The following is a 22853-nucleotide window of genomic DNA, read 5'->3' as shown; positions in this document are numbered from 1 at the left end:
CAATGCTTGATCTGGCGGGGTGCTGGACGCTTTCGGACGAAAGCGGCGCCCATGTCGTTGACTTCGACCTGCCGGGCGACGGGATTTCCGCGCTGGTCAAGGCCGGGGTGCTGCCCGACCCGTACTGGGGGCGGAACGAGTATGACTGCCGTTGGGTGGCGGAGCGGGATTGGGTGGCGACGCGGTCGTTTACGGTGGACCGGACCGATCTGGCGCTGGAAATCGACATGCTGGACACGGTTGCCGAGGTCTTCGTGAATGGGCAGTCGGTGCTGAGGGCCGAGAACATGTTCCGGCGATATGTCGCCGGGTTGTCGGACGTGCTGAAGCTGGGTGAAAACGAGATCAGCATCCGCTTCGCCTCTCCGGTCCGGGAGGGAGCGAGGCGGCAGGCCGGGATGCCGTTCTACATTCCCTATGCCGCGCAGAACTGCCCGATCCCGAATGGGAATATGCTGCGGAAACCGGCTTGTGACTTTGGTTGGGACTGGAACATCGCGCTGGCCCCGTTCGGAGTTTATGGCGATGTAAGGTTGGTGGTGGAACGGAAGCCGGAGCTTTACAACATAAAGATCAGGCAGACGCACGAGCATGACCGCGTGACGGTTTCAGTTCGGGCGCAGGCGCTGGAAGTTGCATCGGCTACCATCTCGCTGTGTGGGCAGACGCAGCAGATGGAGTTTTCCGAGGGTCTTGCATGGGCATCTCTGACTGTTGAAAGACCAAGCCTGTGGTGGCCCGCGGGTCAGGGGCAGCAACCGCTGCACGATCTGTCCATCTGCTATGACGCTGTGAAGGTGGTCCGCCGCATTGGCTTTCGGTCCATCGAACTGGTGAGAGAAGGCGACGGCGAAGGCACCGGTTTCAAGTTTCGGGTTAACGGGCGCGATGTCTTTGCCAAGGGGGCCAACTGGATTCCGCAGGACGCGCTGGCGTCAAACATCACGCTCGACGCGACGCGCGACCTGCTACAATCCGCTGTCGACGCCAACATGAACATGATCCGTGTCTGGGGTGGCGGCCGATACGAGCCGGACTGGTTTTACGACCTCTGCGACGAACTGGGCCTGATGGTCTGGCAGGACTTTATGTTCGCCTGCAATCTCTACCCATCGACGGGTGAATTCCTCGCTGGGGTGTTCGCGGAAGTTGTCAGCAATGTTGATCGTTTGCATCACCATGCCTGCATTGCTCTCTGGTGTGGCGACAATGAATTGATCGGGGCATTGACGTGGTTCCCGGAGAGCCGTGCCAACCGGGACCGCTACCTTGCCTCCTACGATCGTCTCAACCGCACGATCGAGGAGGCGTTGGACATTGCATCGCCTGGTTCGAACTGGTGGCCCTCCTCGCCCTCACCCGGACCCATGTCCTTCGGCGATGCCTGGCATGACGACTCGTCCGGCGACATGCATTTCTGGTCGGTCTGGCACGAGGGGCGCGACTTCGACCACTATCGCGACGTCAGCCCCCGGTTCTGTTCGGAGTTCGGCTTCCAGTCCTATCCCTCGCTGTCGGCGATCCGGCGATTTGCGAGCCCTGCGGACTGGAACATCGCCAGCCCGGTGATGGAGAGCCACCAGAAGAACGCAGGCGGCAACGCGCGGATTGCGGAGACGATGTTCCGCTACTTCCGCTTTCCGGTGGATTTCCCGAATTTCGTCTACCTGTCCCAGGTGCAACAGGGGCTGGCGATCAAGACCGCGGTGACGCATTGGCGGAGCCTGAAGCCGCATTGCATGGGGACGCTCTACTGGCAGCTGAACGACACCTGGCCGGTTTGCAGCTGGTCGAGCCTCGATCACGGCGGCAACTGGAAGCTGCTGCACCACATGGCCGCGCGGTTCTACGCGCCCGTGACGGTGGTGGCGGTGCCGAAGGATGGCGGGATCGAACTGCGGGCTGTCAATGACCGGGCAGAGGTTGCGACGATCACCGTCACGGCACGCGCGGCGGCGATGGATGGCTCCACACGGAAGCTGGCCGAGGCGACCGTCACTGTGCCGACGGACGCGGCAGTGCCGGTGCTGACCTTGTCCCCGGATGCACTGGGGGCGGGGGAGGTGCTGGCCTTCACCTGGTCGGGCGATGCGCAGGGCGGGGATGTCCATGCGCCGAAGCCCTGGAAGGCCTACGACCTTTTGCCGTCGGGCCTTACCGCCGAGATGCGGCAAGGGGGTGGAGTGTGGAATTTGACCTTGCAGGTCAAGGCACTCGCTCCGTTTGTTGCGGTGGAATCTGAAGTGCCGGGCCGCTTCTCGACCAACGCCGTGACGCTGTTTCCCGGCTTCCCCGCCACGATCATCTTCACCCCCGAGGACCCCTCGGCGGTGCCCCGCTTCACCTTCCGAGACCTCCATTCCGCCACTTACGGCGCCTGACGAAAGGATATCCCATGTTCAGCTACCAGCTTTATTCCTCGCGCAACTTCCCGCCCATGTCGCGGACCTTCGAGATGGTGTCGAAGGCCGGCTATGGGGCGGTGGAAGGCTACGGCGCGCTTTATGCCGACGATGCGGCGGTGGCGGCAACGCAGGAGGGGCTGAAGGCCACCGGGCTGACCATGCCGACCGGGCATTTCGGCCTCGCGCAACTGGAAACCGAGGTCGACAAGGTGCTGGGCATCGCCAAGGCGCTGAAGATGGAGCGGCTTTATTGCCCCTATGTGCTGCCCGAGGACCGGCCCACCGATGCGGCGGGGTGGACGGCGTTCGGGGCGCGATTGCAGAAGGCGGGCGCGCCCTACAAGGCGGCGGGCTACAGCTTCGGCTGGCACAACCACGACTTCGAGTTCAGGGCGCTGTCCGACGGCTCGATGCCGCAGGACCGCATCTTCGAAGGCGGGCCGGGTCTGGAATGGGAGATGGACGTGGCCTGGGTGATCCGTGGCGGGGCGGACCCCCTCTCATGGATCGAGAAGTACAAGGACCGGATCACCGCGGCGCATGTGAAGGACATCGCCCCGGCGGGCGAGAACAAGGATGAGGATGGCTGGTCCGACCTTGGCTATGGCACGGTGGACTGGAAGACGATCATGGCGGCGCTGAAGGAGATCGGCGTGAAGCACTTCGTCATGGAACACGACAACCCGAAGGACGACGCGCGGTTCGCGACTCGCTCGCTTGCGTCGGCCAAGGCACTCTGAGGAATAGCGAAAATGGCAAATCTTGGAATCGGCATCATCGGGGCGGGCAATATCTCGACCAGCTATCTGCGGCTGGCGCCCCTGTTCAAGGGGCTGGAGGTACGGTCGGTTGCCGACGTGAACATGGACGCAGCCAAGGCGCGGGCGGAGGAGTTCGGCACCCGCGCCCAGTCGGTCGATGACCTGCTGGCGAACAAGGACGTGGACGTGGTGATCAACCTCACCATCCCGGACGCGCATTACGCGGTGACGAAGCGCATTCTGGAGGCGGGCAAGCACGCCTATTCCGAAAAGCCGCTGGTCCTGACGCTGGAGCAAGGCGTGGCGCTGCGCGACCTGGCCAAGGCCAAGGGGCTGGCGGTGGGCTGTGCGCCCGATACCTTCCTTGGCGGTGCGCACCAGCAGGCGCGGGCGGTGCTGGACGAGGGCCGCGTGGGCCAGATCACCTCGGGCTCTGCGGCGGTGCTGAATCACGGGATGGAACACTGGCATCCGAACCCGGATTTCTTCTTCCTGCCGGGGGCCGGACCGATGCTGGACCTTGGTCCCTACTATGTGGCGGACCTGGTCAACTTCCTGGGTCCGGTGAAGCGGGTGGGGGCGCTGACCTCATCCGCCCAGGCGGAACGGGTGATCTCGAACGGCCCGCGCGAAGGCGAGACGGTGCCGGTAAAGACGCCGACCAACATCCATGCCCTGCTGGAGTTCCACAACGGCGCGACGATCAACCTGTCGACCAGCTGGGACGTCTGGCACCACAAGCGAAACCATTTCGAGCTGTATGGCACCGAGGGCACCCTCTATGTCCCCGACCCCAACTTCTTCGGTGGCGCGGTGGAGATCGGCGGCAAGGACGGCAGCCTGACGGAGCTTGATCCGTGGGACCATCCGTTTGGCGTTCCGAACCAGGAGCATCCTGATCGCGGACCCCTGGCGAACTATCGGACGGCGGGGCTGGCCGACATGGTCGCGGCATTGCAGGGCGGGCGCGATGCGCGCTGTTCGCTGGAACGCGCGCTGCATGGGGTGGACGTGATGACCGCCTGCCTGAAATCGGGCGAGACGGGGCAATTCGTGACGCTGACCACCACCTGCACCCGACCTGCGGCGCTGTCGCCGGACGAGGCGCGGGCGCTGCTGCGCTGAGCGGGTCATGCCCTGACGCCTCCCTGCCGGGCAGATCCGGCGGGCGGAGGGATTGAGGGATCCTTCCGCCTGCCTTAGCGCTGAAGGAGCCAAGAATGCTGGAAAACCCGGTGATCCGCGGCTTCAACGCCGACCCCAGTTTCTGTCGGGTGGGCGAGGACTACTATATCGCGACTTCGACCTTCGAATGGTACCCGGGGGTGCAGATCCACCATTCCCGCGATCTGGTGAACTGGCGGCTGGTGGCGCGACCATTGCGGCGGGCAAGCCAGTTGGACATGCGGGGCAACCCCGACAGCTGCGGCATCTGGGCGCCCTGTCTGAGCCACGCCGACGGACGGTTCTGGCTGGTCTACACCGACGTCAAGCGGCTGGACGGGGCGTTCAAGGATGCGCACAACTACATCGTCACCTGCGCGAGCGTGGACGGCGACTGGTCTGACCCGATCTACGTCACGTCCTCAGGCTTCGACCCCTCGCTCTTCCATGACCGCGACGGGCGGAAGTGGTTCCTCAACATGCGCTGGAACCATCGGGAAAAGGGCACCGGCCTGAACCCGGCACATGACCGCTTCGACGGGATCGAGTTGCAGGAATGGCACCCGGAGGAGGGACTTCTGGGCGAGGTCACGACGATCTACACCGGGACGGACTTTGGCCTGACCGAGGCGCCGCATCTGTTCCGGCGCGGCGCGTATTATTACCTGACGACCGCCGAGGGTGGCACCGGCTATGACCATGCCGTGACGCTGGCGCGGTCGCGGGTCATCCGGGGGCCTTACGAGACCCATCCGCAGAAGCATGTGATCACCGCGCGGTTCGATCAGGGAAGCCCGATCCAGCGGATGGGGCACGGGCAGTATGTCGAAGGGCATGACGGGCGGTATTGGCATTCCTTCTTGTGCGGGCGGCCGCAGCAGGGCGCGCGCGGGCCGTTCTGCTCGACGGGGCGGGAGACCGGGTTGGCCGAGGTCGTCTGGCGTGACGACTGGCTTTGGCTGAAGGACGGGGGAATGGTGCCGCCGTCGACCATCGACCTTCCGGTGGCCCGGTTGGTGCCGGGGGTGGTGGAGCATGACTTCACCGGTCCCGACCTGCCGATGGAGTTCCAGTGGCTGCGGACGCCGCATCCCGAGCGACTGTTCACCCTGACAGGCAGCGCCCTTCGGCTGATCGGGCGGGAGAGCCTAGGGTCATGGTTCGAGCAGTCGCTGGTCGCTCGGCGTCAGGACGAACCGGCCTATGCTGCAGAGTGCGATGTGGTCGCCGACCCTCCCAACTGGCAGCGGGCGGCCGGGCTGATCACCTACTACAACCGGCACAAGTTCCATGCGGCCTTGGTCACGCGCGAGGGAGATAGCCGGGTGGTGGTTCTGGTTTCTTGCGAGGGCGACTGGCCGGGCGAGGCGCTGGCTTTCCACGGGCGGTTCCCGGTGGCGGAGGGCAAGGTCACGCTGGGCGTGGCGGTCGACCGGGCGGTGCAGCGCTTCAGCGTGAACGGGGTGCCGGTCGGACCGGAGCTGGATGCCTCGGTCGTCTCGGACGAGGGCGGGCGTGGGGAACATGCGTCGTTCACCGGGGCGTTCGTCGGCGTTGTTGCACATGACCTGACCGGGCAGGGCTGGACGGTGGATGTGACGCGGTTCCGCTATGCGCCCAAAGCGGATTGAGGATTTGATCAGACGGATTTGATCAACTCTTGATTGCCGGGCGGATGCCGTCATAAAGGGGCGAAGCGAAAGGGGCCCCGATGGACGCGGACAGCCGGAAGATACCCAGCCACGAGGTCACATATGCGCGCCTGCGCGACATGATCCTGTTCGGGCATCTGGCGCCGGGCGCCCCGGTCACGATCCAGGGGCTGATCGCCGATCTTGGCGCGGGCATGACCCCGGTGCGAGAGGCGATCCGGCGGCTGACGGCGGAGGGCGCGTTGCTGCCGCAGGGCAACCGGCGGGTGGCGGTGCCGGAACTGTCGGCAGAGATGCTGGAACAGGTTGCTTTCGCGCGGCTTGCGATCGAGCCGAAGCTCGCCGAACTGGCCGGGCCGAAGCTGACGGCGGTGCAGATCGACCGACTGGAGGCTATCGACGGGGCGGTAAACCGGGCCATTGCTGCGGGCAAGCTGCCGGACTACCTGGCAGGGAACCATGCCTTCCACTTTGCGCTCTATGAGGCGGCGGAGGCCCCGGTTCTGCTGGACCTTGCTCGGTCGTTGTGGCTGCGGGCGGGGCCGAGTTTGCGGGCGGTGATCGACCGATATGGCCGCGATGTGGCGCCCGACCTGCATCGTGAGGCGATCGCTGCAATGCGGGCGGGGGATGCGGCTGCGTTGGCCGAGGCGATCCGGCGCGACATCCAGCAGGGCATCGAGCATGTGCGGCAGGCCCTGGCCGAGGGTCACTGACCGGCACCTGCCAAATTGAGCGCCTTGCGGCGCGAAGACTCTTTGTCTCGTCGTCGGGGCTTGCACCCTCCTCCTCGCGATGCCTCCGGCGGGGATATTTGGGCAAATGTGAAAGGCTTCATTGGCGCGAAATAATTTGATCAAATTTCTTGAACCCCGGGGCGTTTGATCATATCCTGCCGCAAAGACGGGGCATCTGGCCCTGCCGATTCCGCGAGGTCACTTCCCATGAACATGATCACCAACCACCTGCCGACCGCCGAATTGCAGCGCCTGGACGCCGCGCACCACTTCCATCCCTTCACCGACAAGGCGGCCTTGGCCGCCAAGGGCGCGCGGGTCATCACCCGGGGCGAGGGGGTCTGGCTGACCGACAGCGAGGGGAACCGGATCCTTGACGGGATGGCGGGTCTCTGGTGCGTGAACATCGGCTATGGCCGGAAGGAACTGGCCCAGGTCGCGGCGCGGCAGATGGAAGAGCTGGCCTATTACAACACCTTCTTCCAGACGACCCATGTGCCCGCGATTGCGCTGGCGGCGGAGATTGCGAAGCTGGCGCCGGGTGATCTCAACCATGTGTTCTTCGCCGGGTCGGGGTCCGAGGCGAACGACACCAACATCCGCCTCGTGCGGCGCTACTGGGACGTCAAGGGCATGCCCTGGCGCAAGACGATCATCGCGCGGTGGAACGGGTATCATGGCTCGACCATGGGCGGCGGCTCGCTGGGGGGCATGAAGCCGATCCATGCGCATGGCGGCAAGATCGACGGGATCGAGCATATCGGCCAGCCCTACTGGTGGGCGGAGGGCGGCGACATGCCGGAGGACGAGTTCGGCCTGCTGCGCGCGCGGGAGCTGGAGGAGAAGATCCTCCAGGTCGGGCCGGACAACGTGGCGGCCTTCATCGGCGAGCCGATCCAGGGCGCGGGCGGGGTGATCGTGCCGCCGCGGACCTACTGGCCGGAAATCCAGCGGATCTGTGACAAGTACGGCATCCTGTTGATTGCCGACGAGGTGATCACCGGGTTCGGACGGACGGGGGAGTGGTTCGGCAGCCAGACCTTCGGGATCAGGCCGCATATCATGACCATCGCGAAGGGGCTGTCGTCGGGCTACGCGCCGATTGGCGGGTCGATTGTCTGTGACGAGGTGGCCGAGGTCGTCGGCGGGGGCGGGGAGTTTTTCCACGGCTACACCTATAGCGGCCACCCGGTCGCCTGCGCGGTGGCGCTGGAGAACCTGCGGATCATGCAGGACGAGAAGATCGTCGAGCATGTCCGGGACGTGGCGCATCCCTATCTGAAAGAGCGCTGGGAGAAGCTGGCGGAGCATCCGATGGTGGGGGAGGCGAAGCTGGTCGGGCTGATGGGGTCCATCGCGCTGACCCCGAACAAGGCGACGCGGGCCAAGTTCGCTTCGGAAGCGGGGACCGTCGGCTTCAAGACCCGGGAGCGCTGCTTCGCGAACAACCTGATCATGCGGCATGTGGGGGACCGGATGATCATCGCCCCGCCGCTGGTGATCACTCCGGCCGAGATCGACGTGCTGATTGAACGGGCGAAAAAGTCGCTGGACGAGGCCTACAAGATCGTCAAGGACGAGGGGCTGTGGGTCGCGGCCTGACACTGTCCACGGTGGACAGATTTTTCGAGCCTTTGATATCAATGGCTTGGTCGCGGACGTTCATAGAAAATTAAGAATTGGGCGGCGTGTCGGAGTAGGTCCGGCGCGCCGTTTGTCGTTGGCGATGATCCACTCGGCGACGGCCAGGTTCAGTACCCAGGCACCGATCATCATCACCGCGCGGGGGCCTTCGGTCGGCGGACCGACCAGCAGGAACCACGGCATGTGGGTGAAAACCTGCGTGCCTGCGCCCATCCCGATGGCATAGGCGCGGAGCATCCAGGCCCGGTGGGCTGCCACGTCGCCCCGCAGGATCGTGGTCACGCCGAGGATAAGGGCCACGGCCATGCCCGCACCGAAGATCAGGCGGGCGACGTAGACCGCTTCCCCGTCCGCGTTGGCCCAAGGGTAGGTCAGGGTCATCCAGATGCCGCTGGAGGCGGCGAGAAGGCCCATCGGGAAAGCGACGCGTCCCGCGACGCGGTGCCATTTCGTGTGTCGGGCTGACGTAAACTGGAAGGCCCCGAGCAGGGCGTAGATTGTAGCGCCGATGATATGGAGCACGACGGGCAGGGGTGCTGCATGGGACCGGGCGGTCTCGGACGAGGCGGTGCCGGTGGCGAGGTCGTTGAGGCGCGCCATCCCGGCAATCATGGGCACGAGGGCGAGGAGGATCAGTGCCGCGGGGACAAGCCAGTCGGGGCGGGTGACGGTGCGGGGCATGGGAACCTCCTTTGCGTGAAGCAGAAATACACATGCGCGGATCATGTCGATATTGCCGAAGATCGGCTGTGTGTTATGCATATTTGCATGAATCAGCATATCCCCTTCGACTGGACGCAGGCCCGCGCCTTTCTGGCGACGGTCGAGGCGGGCAGTCTTTCGAAGGCCGCCAGGGCCCTGGGGCTGACTCAGCCCACCCTGTCGCGGCAGGTGGCGGGGCTGGAGGCGGACCTTGGCGTCGTGCTCTTCGAGCGGGTCGGTCGGGCGCTGGTGCTGACCGACACGGGGCGAGATTTGCTGGACCATTTCCGCGACATGGGGGCGGCGGCGGGGCGGATTTCACTTGCGGCGGGGCAGTCGCAGGCGCTGGAGGGGCGGGTCACGATCAGCGCCAGCGATGCGTTTGCGGTCTATGTGCTGGTGCCGCTGCTGGCAGAGTTGCAGGAGGTGGCTCCGGGGATCGAGGTCGAGGTGCTGGCGTCGAACACCATCAGCGACCTGCAACGGCGCGAGGCGGATATTGCGATCCGGCATCTGCGCCCGGACGAGCCGGAGCTGATCGGGCGGCAGGTGGGGGATTGGCGGGCGCGGCTTTATGCCTCTGGCCGGTATCTGGACCGCAGGGGGCGACCTGCGGTGCCGGAGGACCTTGCGGGGCATGACCTTCTGGGCTTTGCGCCGGTTGAGCGGCTGGTGGCGACGCTGAATGCCTTCGGGTTGCCGGTCACGCGGCGGAATTTCCGGCATGTGACGGACAACGGGCTGGTGCTGGCCGGGATGGCCGAGCGGGGCCTTGGGATCGCAGTGACGCCGACGGTGTTTGCTGACCGGATGGTCGGGCTGGAGCCGGTTCTGCCGGACTGGCCGGGGATTCCGGTGCCGCTGTGGCTGATCGCGCACCGGGAGGTGCAGACCAGCAAGCGGATTCGTATGGTCTTCGACTTTCTGGCCGGAGTACTGACCCGGGCGTGATCGGACGGTTGCAGGCGGGACTGCCGGAACCCGCCGGTCCGGTTTTCGACTGAAATTGCAATAACTCAATGGGTTGAGCGCGGACCTTCTGTCGGCAAGGCAGAGGGCGGAAAGGTTTCAGCTATTATATTGCTAAGCTTGTAAGCTTTGCATATGTTAAGGCAAATACGGAGACCGACTCGCATGGCCCGACTGCCCGGACATCTGCTGCTTTCCCTCATGCTTGGCGCGGCCGCCCTGCCGGTGGGTGCCGAGCCGGTGACGCTGGCCCCGGTCACGGTGACGGAATGGAAGGCGGTCTACGGCACGGTCGAGGCGCGGGACCGGATACCGGCACGGGCGCGGATCGGGGGCACTCTGGTCGCGCTGTCGGCGGCCGAGGGCGATCTGGTCGAGGCCGGGCAAGAGCTGGCGCGGATCGTCGATGACAAGCTCGATTTCCAGCTCGCGGCGCTGGCGGCTCAGAAGGAGGCGCTGGCGGCGCAACTGGCGAATGCAGGGGCGGATTTGCAGCGCGGCGAGGATTTGCTGAAGAACGGCGTCACCACGACGCAGCGGGTCGATGCGCTGCGGACACAGGTCGATGTGCTGACGGGACAGATCGCCTCGTTGGACGCGCAGGCCGAGGTGGTGGCGCAGCAGGCCAAGGAGGGCGTGGTGCTGGCCCCGGTGGCGGGGCGGGTGCTGGATGTGCCGCAGACCAAGGGCGCGGTGGTGATGCCGGGCGAAGTGGTTGCCGTTGTCGGTGGGGGCGGAACGTTCCTGCGCATCGCGGTGCCGGAGCGGCATGCGACGGCACTGACGGCGGGGGATGCGATCCGGGTGTCCGAAGGGGGCGAGGACCGGGAGGGGCGGCTCGCCCGGGTTTATCCGCTGATCGAGGGCGGCCGGGTGGTTGCCGATGTGGAGATTGAAGGCCTGCCGGACAGCTTTGTCGGCGCTCGGATGCTGGTGCGGCTGCCGGTCGGCGAACGCAAGGCGCTCTTGGTGCCGAAAGCGGATGTGGTGACGCGGGCGGGGCTGGATTTCGTCGGGGTTCAGGGGGCGGACGGTGCGGCGCTGCGAACCATCGTGCCGGGCGAGGCGCAGGTGGTGGACGGGGTAGAGATGGTCGAGGTGATCTCGGGCCTGTCGGCGGGTGATGTTGTGGTTCCGGCCTCCGAGGTGGGCCATGAGTGACAGGCACCCCTTGGGCATCGCCGGGGGGCTGACGCGGGCCTTCATCGGCTCGGCCCTGACGCCCCTGTTCATTCTGGCCGCGCTGGCGGCGGGGCTGGTCGCCTTGATCAGCCTGCCGCGGGAGGAGGAGCCGCAGATCTCGGTTCCGATGGTGGACATCCATGTCCAGGCGCCGGGGCTGAAGGCCGAGGATGCGGTCAAGCTGGTGACGGAGCCTTTGGAGGTGATCGTCAAGGGGATCAACGGGGTCGAGCATGTCTATTCGCAGACCCATGACGACGCGGTGCTGGTGACGGCGCGGTTCGAGGTGGGGACGCGGGCCGAGGATGCGATCCTGCGGGTACATGACAAGGTAAGGGCGAATATCGACCGGATTCCGGTGGGGATTCCGGAGCCGCTGATCGTGGGGCGGGGGATCGACGATGTGGCGATCCTGACGCTGACCCTTTCGGGCGGGGGGCTTGGGGCGAATGACCTGACGCGGATTGCGCGGGTCATGCAGACCGAGGTGGCGAAGACCGGGGATGTGGGGCTGACCTATCTGGTTGGCGATGCGCAGGACGCGATCCGCATCGAGCCGGACCCGGATCGGCTGGCGCTCTATGGCGTGACCTTGCAGCAACTGGCGGGGAAGGTGGCGCAGGCGAACCGGGTTTTGAACACCGGCAAGCTGCGCGACCGGGGGCAGATGGTCGATCTGGTGTCGGGGGAGACGCTGACGGCTCCGGCCGAGGTGGCGAACCTGCTGGTGACGACGCGGGACGGGCGGGCGGTCTATGTCCGCGACGTGGCGGCGGTGCGGTATGTGGAGAACACGCGGGATGTCGTGGTGTCGCACCGGGCGAAGGGGGGCGAGGCTGGCCCGGCGGTGACGCTGGCGGTGGCCAAGCGGGCGGGGGCGAATGCGGTGGTGGTGGCGGAAGCCGTGCTGCACCGGGTGGAGGCCCTGGAGCCGAAGCTGATCCCCGAGGGCGTGACGGTGACGGTCACGCGCGACTATGGCGAGACGGCGAACGAGAAGGCGAACGAGCTCTTGTTCCATCTGGGGCTGGCGACGGTGTCGATCATCGCGCTGGTGTGGCTCGCGATCGGCTGGCGTGAGGCGGGGGTGGTGGCGATCGTCATTCCGGTGACGATCCTGCTGACGCTGTTCGCGGCCTGGGTGATGGGGTTCACGCTGAACCGGGTGTCGCTGTTCGCGCTGATCTTCAGTATCGGCATCCTGGTCGACGACGCCATCGTGGTGATCGAGAACATCGACCGGCATTGGGGGCTGGACCGCAAGGGCTCGCGGGTCGAGGCGGCGATTGCGGCGGTGGCGGAGGTCGGGAACCCGACCATCGTGGCGACGCTGACGGTGGTGGTGGCGCTCTTGCCGATGCTGTTCGTGAGCGGGCTGATGGGGCCCTACATGTCGCCGATCCCGGCCAATGCCTCGGCGGCGATGATCTTTTCCTTCTTCGTGGCGGTGATCATCACCCCCTGGCTGATGGTGAAGATCGCCGGGCGTGGCGCGGGGCACGGCGGGGCAGGGCATCACGGCGGATGGCTGGCGCGGGGCTACCGGGCGGTGGCGCGGCCGGTGCTGGCGACGAAGGGGCGCAGCCTGGGGTTCCTGCTGGTGACGGCGGGTTTGTCCTTCGGGTCGCTGGGGCTCCTCTACACCCGCGACGTGACGGTGAAGCTTTTGCCCTTCGACAACAAGTCGGAGCTGTCGGTGGTGATCGACCTGCCCGAGGGGTCTTCGGTCGAAGCGACCGACCGGGTGGCGCGGGATGTGGCGGATGTGGTGCTGGGGCTGCCGGAGGTGACATCGGTGCAGACCTATGCGGGCACCCCGGCGCCGTTCAATTTCAACGGGTTGGTGCGGCACTACTACCTGCGGGCTGAGCCGCAGCTGGGGGAAGTGGCGATCAACCTTGTGGGCAAGGCGGACCGCGACCGGGAGAGCCATGCGATTGCGCTGGACCTGCGGCAGCGGCTGGCCGGGCTGGCGGTGCCTGCGGGGACCAGCCTGAAGGTGGTGGAGCCGCCGCCGGGGCCGCCGGTGATCGCGACGCTTCTGGCCGAGGTCTACGGGCCGGATGCGGCGACGCGGCGGACGGCGGCGGGGATGATCCGGCAGGTGTTCGAGGCGGTGCCGTTCATCGTGGATGTGGACGACAGTTTCGGGGTGCAGGCGCGGCGGCTGCGGGCGGTGATCTCCTCCGATGATCTGGAGTTCTATTCGGTGCAGGAAGCGGACGTGTTCGACACGCTGGCGGCTCTGAACGGGGGCCGGACGGTCGGCTACTCGCACCGCGGCGAGGGGCGCTTGCCGATCCCGCTGGTGGTGGGGCGCGACAGGGCGGACCGGGTCATGGACGAGCGGTTCCTGACGACGCCGATTCCGGCCAACGCCCTGCCGGGCGCGCGGGGGGTGGTGGAACTGGGCGATGTGGTGACGGTCGGCGAGGAGGCCGCGAGCTATCCGGTCTTCCGCCACAACGGCCGCGATGCCGAGATGGTGACGGCGGAGCTGGCGGGGGAGTTCGAGGCGCCCTTGTACGGGATGCTGGCGGTGGCCGACCGGATCGAGGCGATGGACTGGCCGGAAGGCACCAAGCCCGTCGTCAGCCTGCACGGCCAGCCGGAGGACGAGGGCAAGGTCACGCTGCTGTGGGACGGCGAGTGGGAAGTCACCTTCGTCACCTTCCGCGACATGGGGGCGGCGTTCGGGGTGGCGCTTCTGGGCATCTACATCCTGGTCGTGGCGCAGTTCGGGTCGTTCCGGCTGCCGCTGGTGATCCTGACGCCGATCCCGCTGACGTTCCTGGGGATCATGGCCGGGCACTGGCTGTTCGGCGCGCCGTTCAGCGCCACGTCCATGATCGGGTTCATCGCGCTGGCGGGGATCATCGTGCGCAACTCGATCCTGCTGGTCGACTTCATCCGGCACGGCGGCGGGGTGACGGTGGACCTGTTGATCGAGGCGGGCGCGATCCGGTTCAAGCCGATCCTTTTGACCGCCATCGCCGCCATGATCGGTGCGGTGGTGATCCTGGCGGACCCGATCTTCCAGGGTCTCGCGATTTCGCTGCTCTTCGGTCTGCTGACATCGACGCTGCTGACCGTGCTTGTCATCCCGGCGATCTACCGCGTGTTCCGCACCGAGGCGGGCACGGCGGCGACCGTCACAGCCTGATCAGAGGAGGAGACTGAAATGGCACATGTCGTTGTTCTGGGGGCCGGGTTGGGCGGCGCCATCATGGCTTACGAGTTGCAGGACCAGCTGAGGCCCGAGGACAAGGTGACGGTCGTCACCAAGGATCCGACCTATCACTTCGTGCCGTCGAACCCCTGGATTGCGGTCGGCTGGCGGGGGCGCGAGGACATTACGGTCGACCTGGCGCCGGTGATGGCGAAGAAGGGGATCGGGTTCATCCCGGTGGCCGCCGAACGCCTGCACCCGGAGGAGAACCGGATCGCGCTGGTCGGTGGGAAGTCGGTCAGTTACGACTATCTGGTGATCGCGACCGGGCCGGAGCTGGCCTTCGACGAGGTGCCGGGGCTGGGTCCGCATGGCGGGTTTACCCAGTCGATCTGTCATATCGACCATGCCGAGGCGGCGAAGACGGTGTTCGAGAAGCTGGTCGCCAATCCCGGCCCGGTGGTGATCGGCGCGGCGCAGGGGGCGAGCTGTTTCGGTCCGGCCTACGAGTTCCTGTTCATCCTTGAGACGGCGCTGCGCCGGGCCAAGGTGCGCGACCGGGTGCCGATGACCTTTGTCACTCCCGAGCCCTATATCGGCCATCTGGGGCTGGACGGGGTGGGCGACACCAAGGGGCTTCTGGAAAGCCAGATGCGCGAGAAGCACATCAAGTGGATGACCAATACCCGGATCAAGCGGGTGGAGGAGGGCCACATGTTCGTCGAGGAAGTCGGCGAGGATGGTGTGGCGAAGGCCGAGAAGGACCTGCCCTTTGCCTTTTCGATGATGCTGCCCGCCTTCCGGGGGATCAAGCCGGTGGCGGGGATCGAGGGGCTGTCGAACCCGCGTGGCTTCACCATCGTCGACAAGCACCAGCGGAACCCGAAATACCCGAACGTCTTCGCGGTCGGCGTCTGCGTCGCGATCCCGCCGATGGGGCCGACGCCGGTGCCCTGCGGCGTGCCGAAGACCGGCTTCATGATTGAATCGATGGTCACGGCCACGGCGATGAACATCGGCAACATCGTGCGGGGCAAGGAACCGGACAGCGTGGGAAGCTGGAACGCCGTCTGCCTGGCGGACTTCGGCGACGGGGGCATCGCCTTTGTGGCCCAGCCGCAGATCCCGCCGCGCAACGTCAACTGGTCGTCCTCGGGCAAATGGGTGCATCTGGCGAAGGCGGGGTTCGAGAAATACTTCCTGCGCAAGCTGCGCAAGGGCCAGTCGGAGCCCTTCTATGAACACCTCGCGCTGAAGGCGCTGGGGATCGACAAGCTGAAAGAAACCACGAAAGGATAAGGAAATGTCGATAGATACTGCGGTTCTGCGGTTCGCGGGAGTCATGGTGTTGCTCAGCGTAGTGCTGACGGTCTGGGTCTCGCCGCTTTTCGTCTGGCTGACGGTTTTCGTCGGGCTGAACCTCTTGCAATCCTCGTTCACCGGCTTCTGCCCGGCGGCGATGGTGTTCCGGGCGATGGGTGTTAAGAAGGGCTGCGCGTTCGAATAGGATCGGGCGAGTGAGGGCGAAGATGGCGGAGATTCTGGAAGGCTTCGGCGGCACGCCGGAACAGGCCTCGAAGGCGGTGGCGCTGCTGAAGTCGCTGTCGCATGAGGGGCGGTTGCAGATCCTCTGCTGTCTGGTCGACGGCGAATTGAGCGTGACGCAGCTCGCCGAGGCGCTGGGGACAAGCCCGGTCAGCGTCTCGCAGCAGCTGATGCGGCTTCGCGCCGAGGGCATCGTGCAGACCCGGCGCGAGGGCAAGAGCGTGATCTACCAGTTGGCGCGCGAGGAGGTGGCGGTGATCGTCACCGCCTTGCGCGACACCTTCTGCAAGCGGCACTGACGGCCCCGCGCGGGGTCAGAGCGTCCGGTCCAGAAGCGCCAGCCAGTTGCGATGCGCGAGCTTTTCCAGAAGCGGGCGGTCATAGCCGTGGTCGGCCAGCGCCTGGAGAAGCCGCGGCAGGCCGGTCACGTCGCCGATGACATCGGGCGTGGTGCAGCCATCGTAGTCCGACCCGAAGCCAAGGTGATCCTCGCCCACCTGCCGCAGCAGATGGTCCATCTGACGCAGGATCGCATCCCAGCCGGTTTCGGCGATGCGGCGGCCATCGGGACGCAGGAACGAAACCGAGAAGTTCAGCCCCACCATGCCGCCGCTGTCGCGGATCATCGCAAGCTGCCGGTCGGTCAGGTTGCGGCTGGAGGGGCAGAGGGCGTGGGCATTGGAATGGGTGGCGACCAGCGGAGCGTCGGAGAGCCGGGCCACGTCGTTGAAGCCGGCCTCGTTCATGTGGCTGAGGTCGAGCATGATCTTCAGCCGGTTGCATTCGCGCACAAGGCGCTGGCCCGCATCGGTCAGGCCCGGCCCGGTGTCGGGGCTGGAGGGAAAGGCGAAGGGCACGCCATGGCCGAAGATGGTGGGCCGCGACCAGACCGGGCCAAGGGAGCGCAGGCCGATGGCGTGGAAGACGTGCAGCGCGTCGAGGCTTTCGTCGATCGCCTCGGCGCCCTCCATATGCATGATCGCGGCGATGGTGCCGGAGGCGAGGCAATCGCGCAGCTCGGCAGCCGTGCGGCAGATCTTCAGGGTGCCGCCGCTTTCCCGTTCCATCCACAGGAGATGCCCGGCCAGGGTGATGGCCGGGAGGATGGCGTCGGCGTAGGGGATGAGGTCGGGGAGCGGCAGGGTGTAGGGCGGGTTTTCCATCCGTGCCTGATAGTCGGCGTCGTCATGCGCGGTGGGCGAGGGCAGGTAGATCGCGAAGAAACCGCCGGCAAAGCCCGCACCCCGCATGCGGGGCAGGTCGAGATGGCCCTTGCCTTCGCCGGTGAGGAAGATCGCCTCGCGCCGGGCGGGATCCTGCAGGAGACGGAAGAGCAGGTCGTTGTGGCCGTCGAAGACCGGGATCATCGTCAGGGCCTCGCCGGGCCGCCAAGCATCCGGTCGGCGCTGGCATCGAACAGGCTGCGGGCGTAGGGCGTGGTCATCCGGGCCTCGGCCAGGGCCTCGCGCGGCATCTGTTCCACCGCGCGACCGTTCTGCATGACGAGGATGCGGTCGCACATGTGGTCGATCACCGCGAGGTCGTGGCTGACCATCAGGAAGGTCAGCCCGCGCGCGGCCCGCAGCCGGTCGAGAAGATTCAGGACTTCGGCCTGCACCGAGGCATCGAGCGCGGAGGTGGGTTCGTCGAGGAGGAGGATCGTCGGCTCCAGCATCAGCGCGCGGGCGATGGCGACGCGCTGGCGCTGGCCGCCGGACAGCTGGTGCGGATAGCGGAAGCGGAAGGCGGCGGGCAGGCCAACATCCTCCAGCGCCTTGACTACACGGGCGTCGGACCCGGAAATGCCGTGGATGGCGAGCGGTTCCGACAGCGTCCGGTCGATGGTGTGGCGGGGGTGGAGGCTGGCATAGGGGTCCTGGAAGACCATCTGCACCCGTGTCGCGAAATCGGGCCCGCGCGGGGCGGGTAGTGATGCGCCGTCGATGCGGATCGTGCCGGCCGTGACCGGGGCCAGCCCGCAGATCGCGCGAAGGATCGTCGACTTGCCCGATCCGCTTTCGCCGACGAGGCCGAAGCTTTCGCCCTGCTCGACGCTGAAGCTGACGTCCTCGACGGCATGGACCTCGCGGCCCTTGGAGCGGAAGGTCACGGAGAGGTGGTCGATCTCGATCAGGCTCATTGCGCCCAGGCCCCCGAGCGGTCAAGCGCGGGCAGGGGGCCGCGCGGGCCGCCGATGCGCGGCAGGCAGTTCAGCAGGCCGCGGGTATAGGGGTGCTGCGCGTCCAGGAGGTTCTTCGCCAGGAGTTCCTCGACCACCTTGCCCTTGTACATCACCAGAACCCGGTCGCAGAAACGCGCGACGAGGCGCAGGTCGTGGCTGATGAAGATCAGGCCCATGCCACGTTCGCGCACCAAGCCGTCGAGAATCGACAGGACCTCGGCCTGGACGGTGACGTCGAGGGCCGAGGTGGGTTCGTCGGCAATCAGGAGGTCGGGTTCGGGGATCAGCATCATCGCGATCATCACGCGCTGGCCCATGCCCCCCGACAGTTCGTGCGGGTAGGCCTCCATCACCCGGGCGGGATCGCGGATATGCACCGCCGTCAGCGCGGCGATGGCCTTCGCCTCGGCATCGCGGCGACCAAGGCCGTCGCGGCGGCGCAAGCCTTCGGTCAGCTGGTCGCCGACCGTCATCACCGGGTTCAGGCTGTATTTCGGGTCCTGCATGACCATGCCGATCCGCTTCCCGCGAAGTGCGCGCATGTCGCGTTCCGAGGCCTGCATCAGGTCCTGCCCGTCGAAGACCATGCGGTCCGCCTCGATCCGGCCGGGCGGGCGGATCAGGCGCAGGACGGCGCGGCCGGTCATCGTCTTGCCGGAACCGCTTTCGCCGACGATGCCAAGGCGCTCGCGGCCAAGCGAGAAGGAGACCCCGCGCACGGCCTGGACCGGGCCGGTCTCGGTGTCGAAGGTCACGCGCAGGTTCTGGACGTCGAGCAGGGTCATTTCGGGGCGCTCTTCGGATCGAGGACGTCGCGCAAGCCATCGCCCAGAAGGTTGAAGCCGAGCGAGACCATGAAGATGGCAAGACCTGGCATGGTGGCAACCCACCATTGCTCGAACAGGAACTTGCGGCCCGACGAGATCATCAGCCCCCATTCCGGTTGCGGTGGCTGGACGCCAAGGCCGAGGAAGCCGAGGCCGGCCGCGATCAGGATCACCCCTGCCATGTCGAGCGTGACGCGGATGATGACCGAGGGCAGGCACATCGGCACGACATGGCCGAGGATGATGCGGGGGGCGCCTGCACCCTGCAGCTTGACGGCGGAGATGTAGTCCGAGCCGCGGATGGTCAGCGTCTCGGCCCGGGCGACGCGGGCATAGGGCGGCCAGGCGGTCAGCGCGATGGCGAGGACGGCGTTCTCGATCCCCGGTCCGAGGACGGCGACAAGGGCAAGCGCCAGGATCAACCGGGGGAAGGCGAGGAAGATGTCGGTCAGCCGCATCAGGACGGCGTCGATCCAGCCCCCGAAGTAGCCCGCGACGGTGCCGACCAGAAGGCCGAGGACCGGGGCCGTCACGGCGACCAGTGCGATGATGTAGAGCGTGATCCGCGCGCCGTAGATGATACGGGACAGGATGTCGCGCCCGAAATCGTCGGTGCCAAGAATGTAGCCGGGGGTGCCCGGCGGCCTCAGCCGGTTGGCCAGGTTCTGCACGAAGGGATCATGCGGGGCGATCCAGGGCGCCAGAGCCGCGACGAGCAGCAGGATGGCGACGATGATCAGCCCCGCCATCGCCAGCCGGTTGCGGCGGATGCGGAGCCAGGCCAGCCACAACTGCCCGAGCCGGGCCTGCCGACGCGAGGTCGGGCTTGGGTCTTGCAGCCAGGCGCGAAGCGCGGTCATGTCCGCGCCCTTGGGTCGACAAGGCGGTAGATGATGTCGGACACCATGTTCAGGGTCACGAAGGCCACGCCGACCACCACGGTACCTCCCAGCACGGCGGGCATGTCCGCGGCAAAGAGCGCGTCGGTGATGTAGCTGCCAAGGCCGGGCCAGGCGAAGATCGTCTCGGTCAGGACCGATCCTTCCAGAAGGTAGGCGTAAGACAGGGCGATGACGGTGATGAGCGGCACAAGCACGTTCTTCATCGCATGGACCCAGATCACCCGCCATTCCGGCATTCCCTTGACCCGGGCGGTGGTAATGTATTCCTGGCCGAGTTCATTCATCATGAAACTGCGGGTCATCCGGCTGATGTAGGCCATCGAGACATAGCCCAGCAGTCCGGCGGGCAGGATGATGTGGCTGACGGCGTTCGCAAACACATCCCAGGCACCGTTCAGCGCGGAATCGATCAGGATCATCCCGGTGTAGCTGGTCAGGGTGAATTCCATCATCATGTCATAGGTCGGGTCCAGACGTCCGGGCCCGGCGACCCAGTCCAGCTGGCCGTAGAACACCAGAAGCCCGATCAGCCCCAGCCAGAAGATCGGCATCGAGTAGCCCATGAGGCCGATCACCCGGACGATCTGGTCCGCGATGCTGCCGGGGCGGGTGGCGGCAAGCACGCCGGCCGGCACGCCCACGAGCGTCCCGAAGATGGTGCCGAGCGTTGCAAGCTCCAGCGTGGCGGGGAAGTAGCGGGCAATCTCGGCGGAAATGCTTTCGCCGGTGCGGATCGAGGTTCCAAGGTCGCCCTGCATGGCGTCGCGGACATAGATGTAGAACTGCTGCCACATCGGCAGATCAAGGCCCAGCTTGTCGCGGATCGCTTGCATCTGCGCCTCGGTCGCGCGTTCGCCGACGATCGAGAGGACCGGGTCGATCGGCACCACCCGCCCGATGACAAAAGTGACGAGAAGGAGACCAAGGATCGTGATCGCCAGGGTGAAAAGGCCAATCGCCAACTGGCGCGCGAGGCGCGGCAGCGGGTTGTCACGGGGCGGAGCGGGTGTACCGGTCATTGCGGTTGGGGGCCGCCGCAGGAAGGCGGCGGCCCCGGTCGCTTACTTGGTCACGGTCCAGTAGCTTGCCGAGTCGGTCGCGCCGCCGGCATAGAAGCCCGAGACATTGGCGCGCATCGCGTCCTGGCGGGCCTGCTGGAACATCAGGACGAAGGCCGAATTGTCACGCACCTTGCGCTGGATGTCGCCGTACATCTCGGCCCGCTTGGCACTGTCCTTCTCCTCGACCGCGGCGGCGGTTTCGGCGTTGAGTTCGGCGCCCGGATCCCAGGCGGTCCGCCAGGCGAGATAGCCGGTCGCATTCGCCGCGTCGCTGTTGTCGGGGTTCATCGCGAAGGTCGAGGCGTTGGTATGCGGGTCGGGATAGTCCGGCCCCCAGGTCTGCAGCGTGATGTCATGCTTGCGGCCGCGATAGGTTTCGAGGCCCTGCTTGCCATCGCCCACGTCGAGCACCAGGTTGATCCCGATCTGCGAGAAGGTGTTCTGGATCGAGGTAGCGATGTCCAGGCGTTCCTGGTTGTTGCGGACGGTGAATCCGATGTCGACCGGCAGGGTCAGCCCGGATTCGGCCATCAGCGCCTTGGCTTTCTCGATGTCCAGCGAATAGGGGTTCTCGTCGAGCGCGCCAAGGAAGCCCAGCGGCAGGAAATCCTGGTGGACGACCCACTGGCCCTTCAGGATCGAATCCTGCATGCCGGTGTAGTCGATGGCCCAACGCATCGCCTCTTGCACCTTGGGGTTCGCCAGTTCGGCCTTCTTCTGGTTCAGCGCCAGATAGTAGACCTGGCCACCCACGTCGCCTTGAACCTTGAGGTCGGCATTGCCGGCGATGCCCTCGATGTCGGTCGGGGTCATCTCGCGCGCGATGTCGATGTCACCCTTTTCCAGCAGGAGACGTTCGGTCGCACCTTCGGGGATGTGCTGCATGAAGACATTCTTGATCTTCGCGTCGCCGCGCCAATGGCCCTGGCGCGCCTCGAGCACATAGCCTTCGTTCGGCTTGAACGACTTAAGGATATAGGCCCCGGTCCCCGCGCTGTTGGCCTTGAGCCAGGCGTTGCCCATGTCGCCGTCGACCTCGTGCTCCATCACCGTCTTCATGTCGACGATGTTGGCGACGCCCGCCGTCAGGCAGTTGTAGACGAAGGACGGCGCATAGGCCTTGTCGGTCTTCAGCGTCACCGTATCGCCCTCGAAGGTGATCATCTGGTCGACGTTTTCCGGCGTCAGGCCGAACTGTGTGATGATGAAGGCCGGGGTCTTGTTCAGCTTGACCACGCGGCGGAGGCTTCCCGCGGCATCTTCGGCGGTCAGCGGGTTGCCGCTGCTGAAGGTGATGCCGGACTTGATCTTGAAGGTATAGGTCATGCCGTCATCGGCGACCGACCAGCTTTCCGCAAGGCCCGGCACCAGTTCGCCCGGCTTGGCCGGATCAAGCTCGACCAGGGTGTCGTAGACGTTGTTGTTCAGGTCCACGCCGGAAAATTCGAAGGCCTCGTGCGGGTCGATCGACACGATGTCGTCGATCGCGTCGGCGACGACCAGCGTATCGGCGGGGGTTTCCGCCATCAGCGCCATCGGCGAGGTGCCCATCATCAGCACTGCCATGGCCGCGGCACGGGCAAATCCATGCGTCAACTGCATTATCCATCTCCCTGTGATTGTTATCGAAGAGTCGTCTGACCGCTTCCTTGACCAAGTGGACAAATCCGCCGCCTCGCTGTCAATCGAAATCGCGACCGATCTTCAGGACGACGGAGTGCAGAACCGGCAAGGCGAGGGGAGCGTCCAGGAAGCATCCCGCGCAGGGTGGGGGAAAATCCGCAAGACTTTTCAGCAGGCTAGGTGGATGTGGCGGAGGGAGTGGGCCTGATATCCAACCTTCTCCAAATTAACATATTGATTATATTCACAAAATTAAGACGCGCTTGAACTCACACTATGACGGCTGGGACGATTGTCCCGCTTCTCGACCTCACAGTCGGAAGCGCAG

General features: G+C 65.9%; 19 protein-coding genes. 12 read left to right on the top strand and 7 right to left on the bottom strand.

From position 1 onward, the window contains the following. Positions 1–2 precede the first annotated feature (2 nt). The 6 genes from JNL31_RS01560 (at position 3) to JNL31_RS01535 (ending at position 8321) form a co-directional block, all read left to right on the top strand. Complete coding sequence (locus JNL31_RS01560; RefSeq protein ID WP_294968975.1) at positions 3–2381, top strand: glycoside hydrolase family 2 protein; 2379 nt, start codon at positions 3–5, stop codon at positions 2379–2381. Positions 2382–2395: 14 nt separating this feature from the next. Then, positions 2396–3145, top strand: coding sequence for a sugar phosphate isomerase/epimerase (locus JNL31_RS01555; protein ID WP_294968972.1), 750 nt, complete (start codon positions 2396–2398; stop codon positions 3143–3145). Positions 3146–3157: 12 nt separating this feature from the next. Beyond that, entirely contained in the window at positions 3158–4291 is a 1134-nt protein-coding gene (locus JNL31_RS01550; protein ID WP_294968969.1) for a Gfo/Idh/MocA family oxidoreductase, read from the top strand. 95 nt (positions 4292–4386) lie between these two features. Then, positions 4387–5961, top strand: a complete 1575-nt coding sequence (locus JNL31_RS01545) for a glycoside hydrolase family 43 protein (RefSeq protein WP_294968966.1) — start codon at positions 4387–4389, stop codon at positions 5959–5961. An 80-nt stretch (positions 5962–6041) separates the two neighbouring features. Continuing rightward, positions 6042–6698 (top strand): GntR family transcriptional regulator, encoded by a 657-nt coding sequence (locus tag JNL31_RS01540; protein ID WP_294968963.1) that lies wholly within the window; start codon positions 6042–6044, stop codon positions 6696–6698. Between the two features lie 228 nt (positions 6699–6926). Beyond that, positions 6927–8321, top strand: a complete 1395-nt coding sequence (locus JNL31_RS01535; RefSeq protein WP_294968961.1) for an aspartate aminotransferase family protein — start codon at positions 6927–6929, stop codon at positions 8319–8321. A gap of 60 nt (positions 8322–8381) precedes the next feature. Here the strand turns inward: JNL31_RS01535 and JNL31_RS01530 are convergent, their stop codons facing one another. Beyond that, positions 8382–9044, bottom strand: coding sequence for a DUF2306 domain-containing protein (locus JNL31_RS01530; RefSeq protein WP_294968959.1), 663 nt, complete (start codon positions 9042–9044; stop codon positions 8382–8384). An 87-nt stretch (positions 9045–9131) separates the two neighbouring features. Here JNL31_RS01530 and JNL31_RS01525 point away from each other — a divergent pair, with 87 nt between their 5' ends. From JNL31_RS01525 to JNL31_RS01500, 6 genes are all read left to right on the top strand, one after another. Further along, positions 9132–10016 (top strand): LysR family transcriptional regulator, encoded by an 885-nt coding sequence (locus JNL31_RS01525; RefSeq protein ID WP_294968956.1) that lies wholly within the window; start codon positions 9132–9134, stop codon positions 10014–10016. 183 nt (positions 10017–10199) lie between these two features. After that, on the top strand, positions 10200–11195 hold the full coding sequence (locus JNL31_RS01520; protein WP_294968953.1) for an efflux RND transporter periplasmic adaptor subunit: 996 nt from the start codon (positions 10200–10202) through the stop codon (positions 11193–11195). Next, positions 11188–14379: an efflux RND transporter permease subunit gene (locus tag JNL31_RS01515; protein ID WP_294968950.1), complete on the top strand. Its 3192-nt coding sequence runs from the start codon at positions 11188–11190 to the stop codon at positions 14377–14379. Before JNL31_RS01520 ends, JNL31_RS01515 begins: the two co-directional genes overlap by 8 nt. Before the next feature lie 18 nt (positions 14380–14397). Continuing rightward, entirely contained in the window at positions 14398–15684 is a 1287-nt protein-coding gene (locus JNL31_RS01510; protein ID WP_294968947.1) for an FAD/NAD(P)-binding oxidoreductase, read from the top strand. 4 nt (positions 15685–15688) lie between these two features. Next, complete coding sequence (locus JNL31_RS01505) at positions 15689–15892, top strand: DUF2892 domain-containing protein (protein ID WP_294968944.1); 204 nt, start codon at positions 15689–15691, stop codon at positions 15890–15892. A gap of 22 nt (positions 15893–15914) precedes the next feature. After that, entirely contained in the window at positions 15915–16229 is a 315-nt protein-coding gene (locus JNL31_RS01500; RefSeq protein ID WP_294968942.1) for a metalloregulator ArsR/SmtB family transcription factor, read from the top strand. A gap of 15 nt (positions 16230–16244) precedes the next feature. Here JNL31_RS01500 and JNL31_RS01495 read toward each other — a convergent pair whose 3' ends face one another. From JNL31_RS01495 to JNL31_RS01470, 6 genes are read right to left on the bottom strand one after another with little or no spacing between them, the layout of a single operon-like run. Then, positions 16245–17297: a dipeptidase gene (locus JNL31_RS01495; protein WP_294968939.1), complete on the bottom strand. Its 1053-nt coding sequence runs from the start codon at positions 17295–17297 to the stop codon at positions 16245–16247. A 2-nt stretch (positions 17298–17299) separates the two neighbouring features. Then, the gene (locus tag JNL31_RS01490) at positions 17300–18070 is read right to left on the bottom strand and encodes an ABC transporter ATP-binding protein (RefSeq protein WP_294968936.1); all 771 of its coding nucleotides are present in this window, start codon (positions 18068–18070) and stop codon (positions 17300–17302) included. Beyond that, entirely contained in the window at positions 18067–18897 is an 831-nt protein-coding gene (locus tag JNL31_RS01485) for an ABC transporter ATP-binding protein (RefSeq protein WP_294968934.1), read from the bottom strand. Before JNL31_RS01485 ends, JNL31_RS01490 begins: the two co-directional genes overlap by 4 nt. Then, the gene (nikC, locus tag JNL31_RS01480; RefSeq protein WP_294968932.1) at positions 18894–19799 is read right to left on the bottom strand and encodes a nickel transporter permease; all 906 of its coding nucleotides are present in this window, start codon (positions 19797–19799) and stop codon (positions 18894–18896) included. Before nikC ends, JNL31_RS01485 begins: the two co-directional genes overlap by 4 nt. Further along, a complete protein-coding gene (locus JNL31_RS01475; RefSeq protein ID WP_294968930.1) occupies positions 19796–20860 on the bottom strand; it encodes an ABC transporter permease in 1065 nt (354 codons plus the stop codon). Before JNL31_RS01475 ends, nikC begins: the two co-directional genes overlap by 4 nt. 42 nt (positions 20861–20902) lie before the next feature. Then, the gene (locus JNL31_RS01470) at positions 20903–22468 is read right to left on the bottom strand and encodes an ABC transporter substrate-binding protein (protein ID WP_294968926.1); all 1566 of its coding nucleotides are present in this window, start codon (positions 22466–22468) and stop codon (positions 20903–20905) included. Positions 22469–22853 lie beyond the last annotated feature (385 nt).

Origin of the sequence: Tabrizicola sp., from assembly GCF_016792905.1 — a bacterium.
GTDB lineage: Bacteria > Pseudomonadota > Alphaproteobacteria > Rhodobacterales > Rhodobacteraceae > Tabrizicola.
This window is presented reverse-complemented; position numbering and strand designations above follow the sequence as displayed.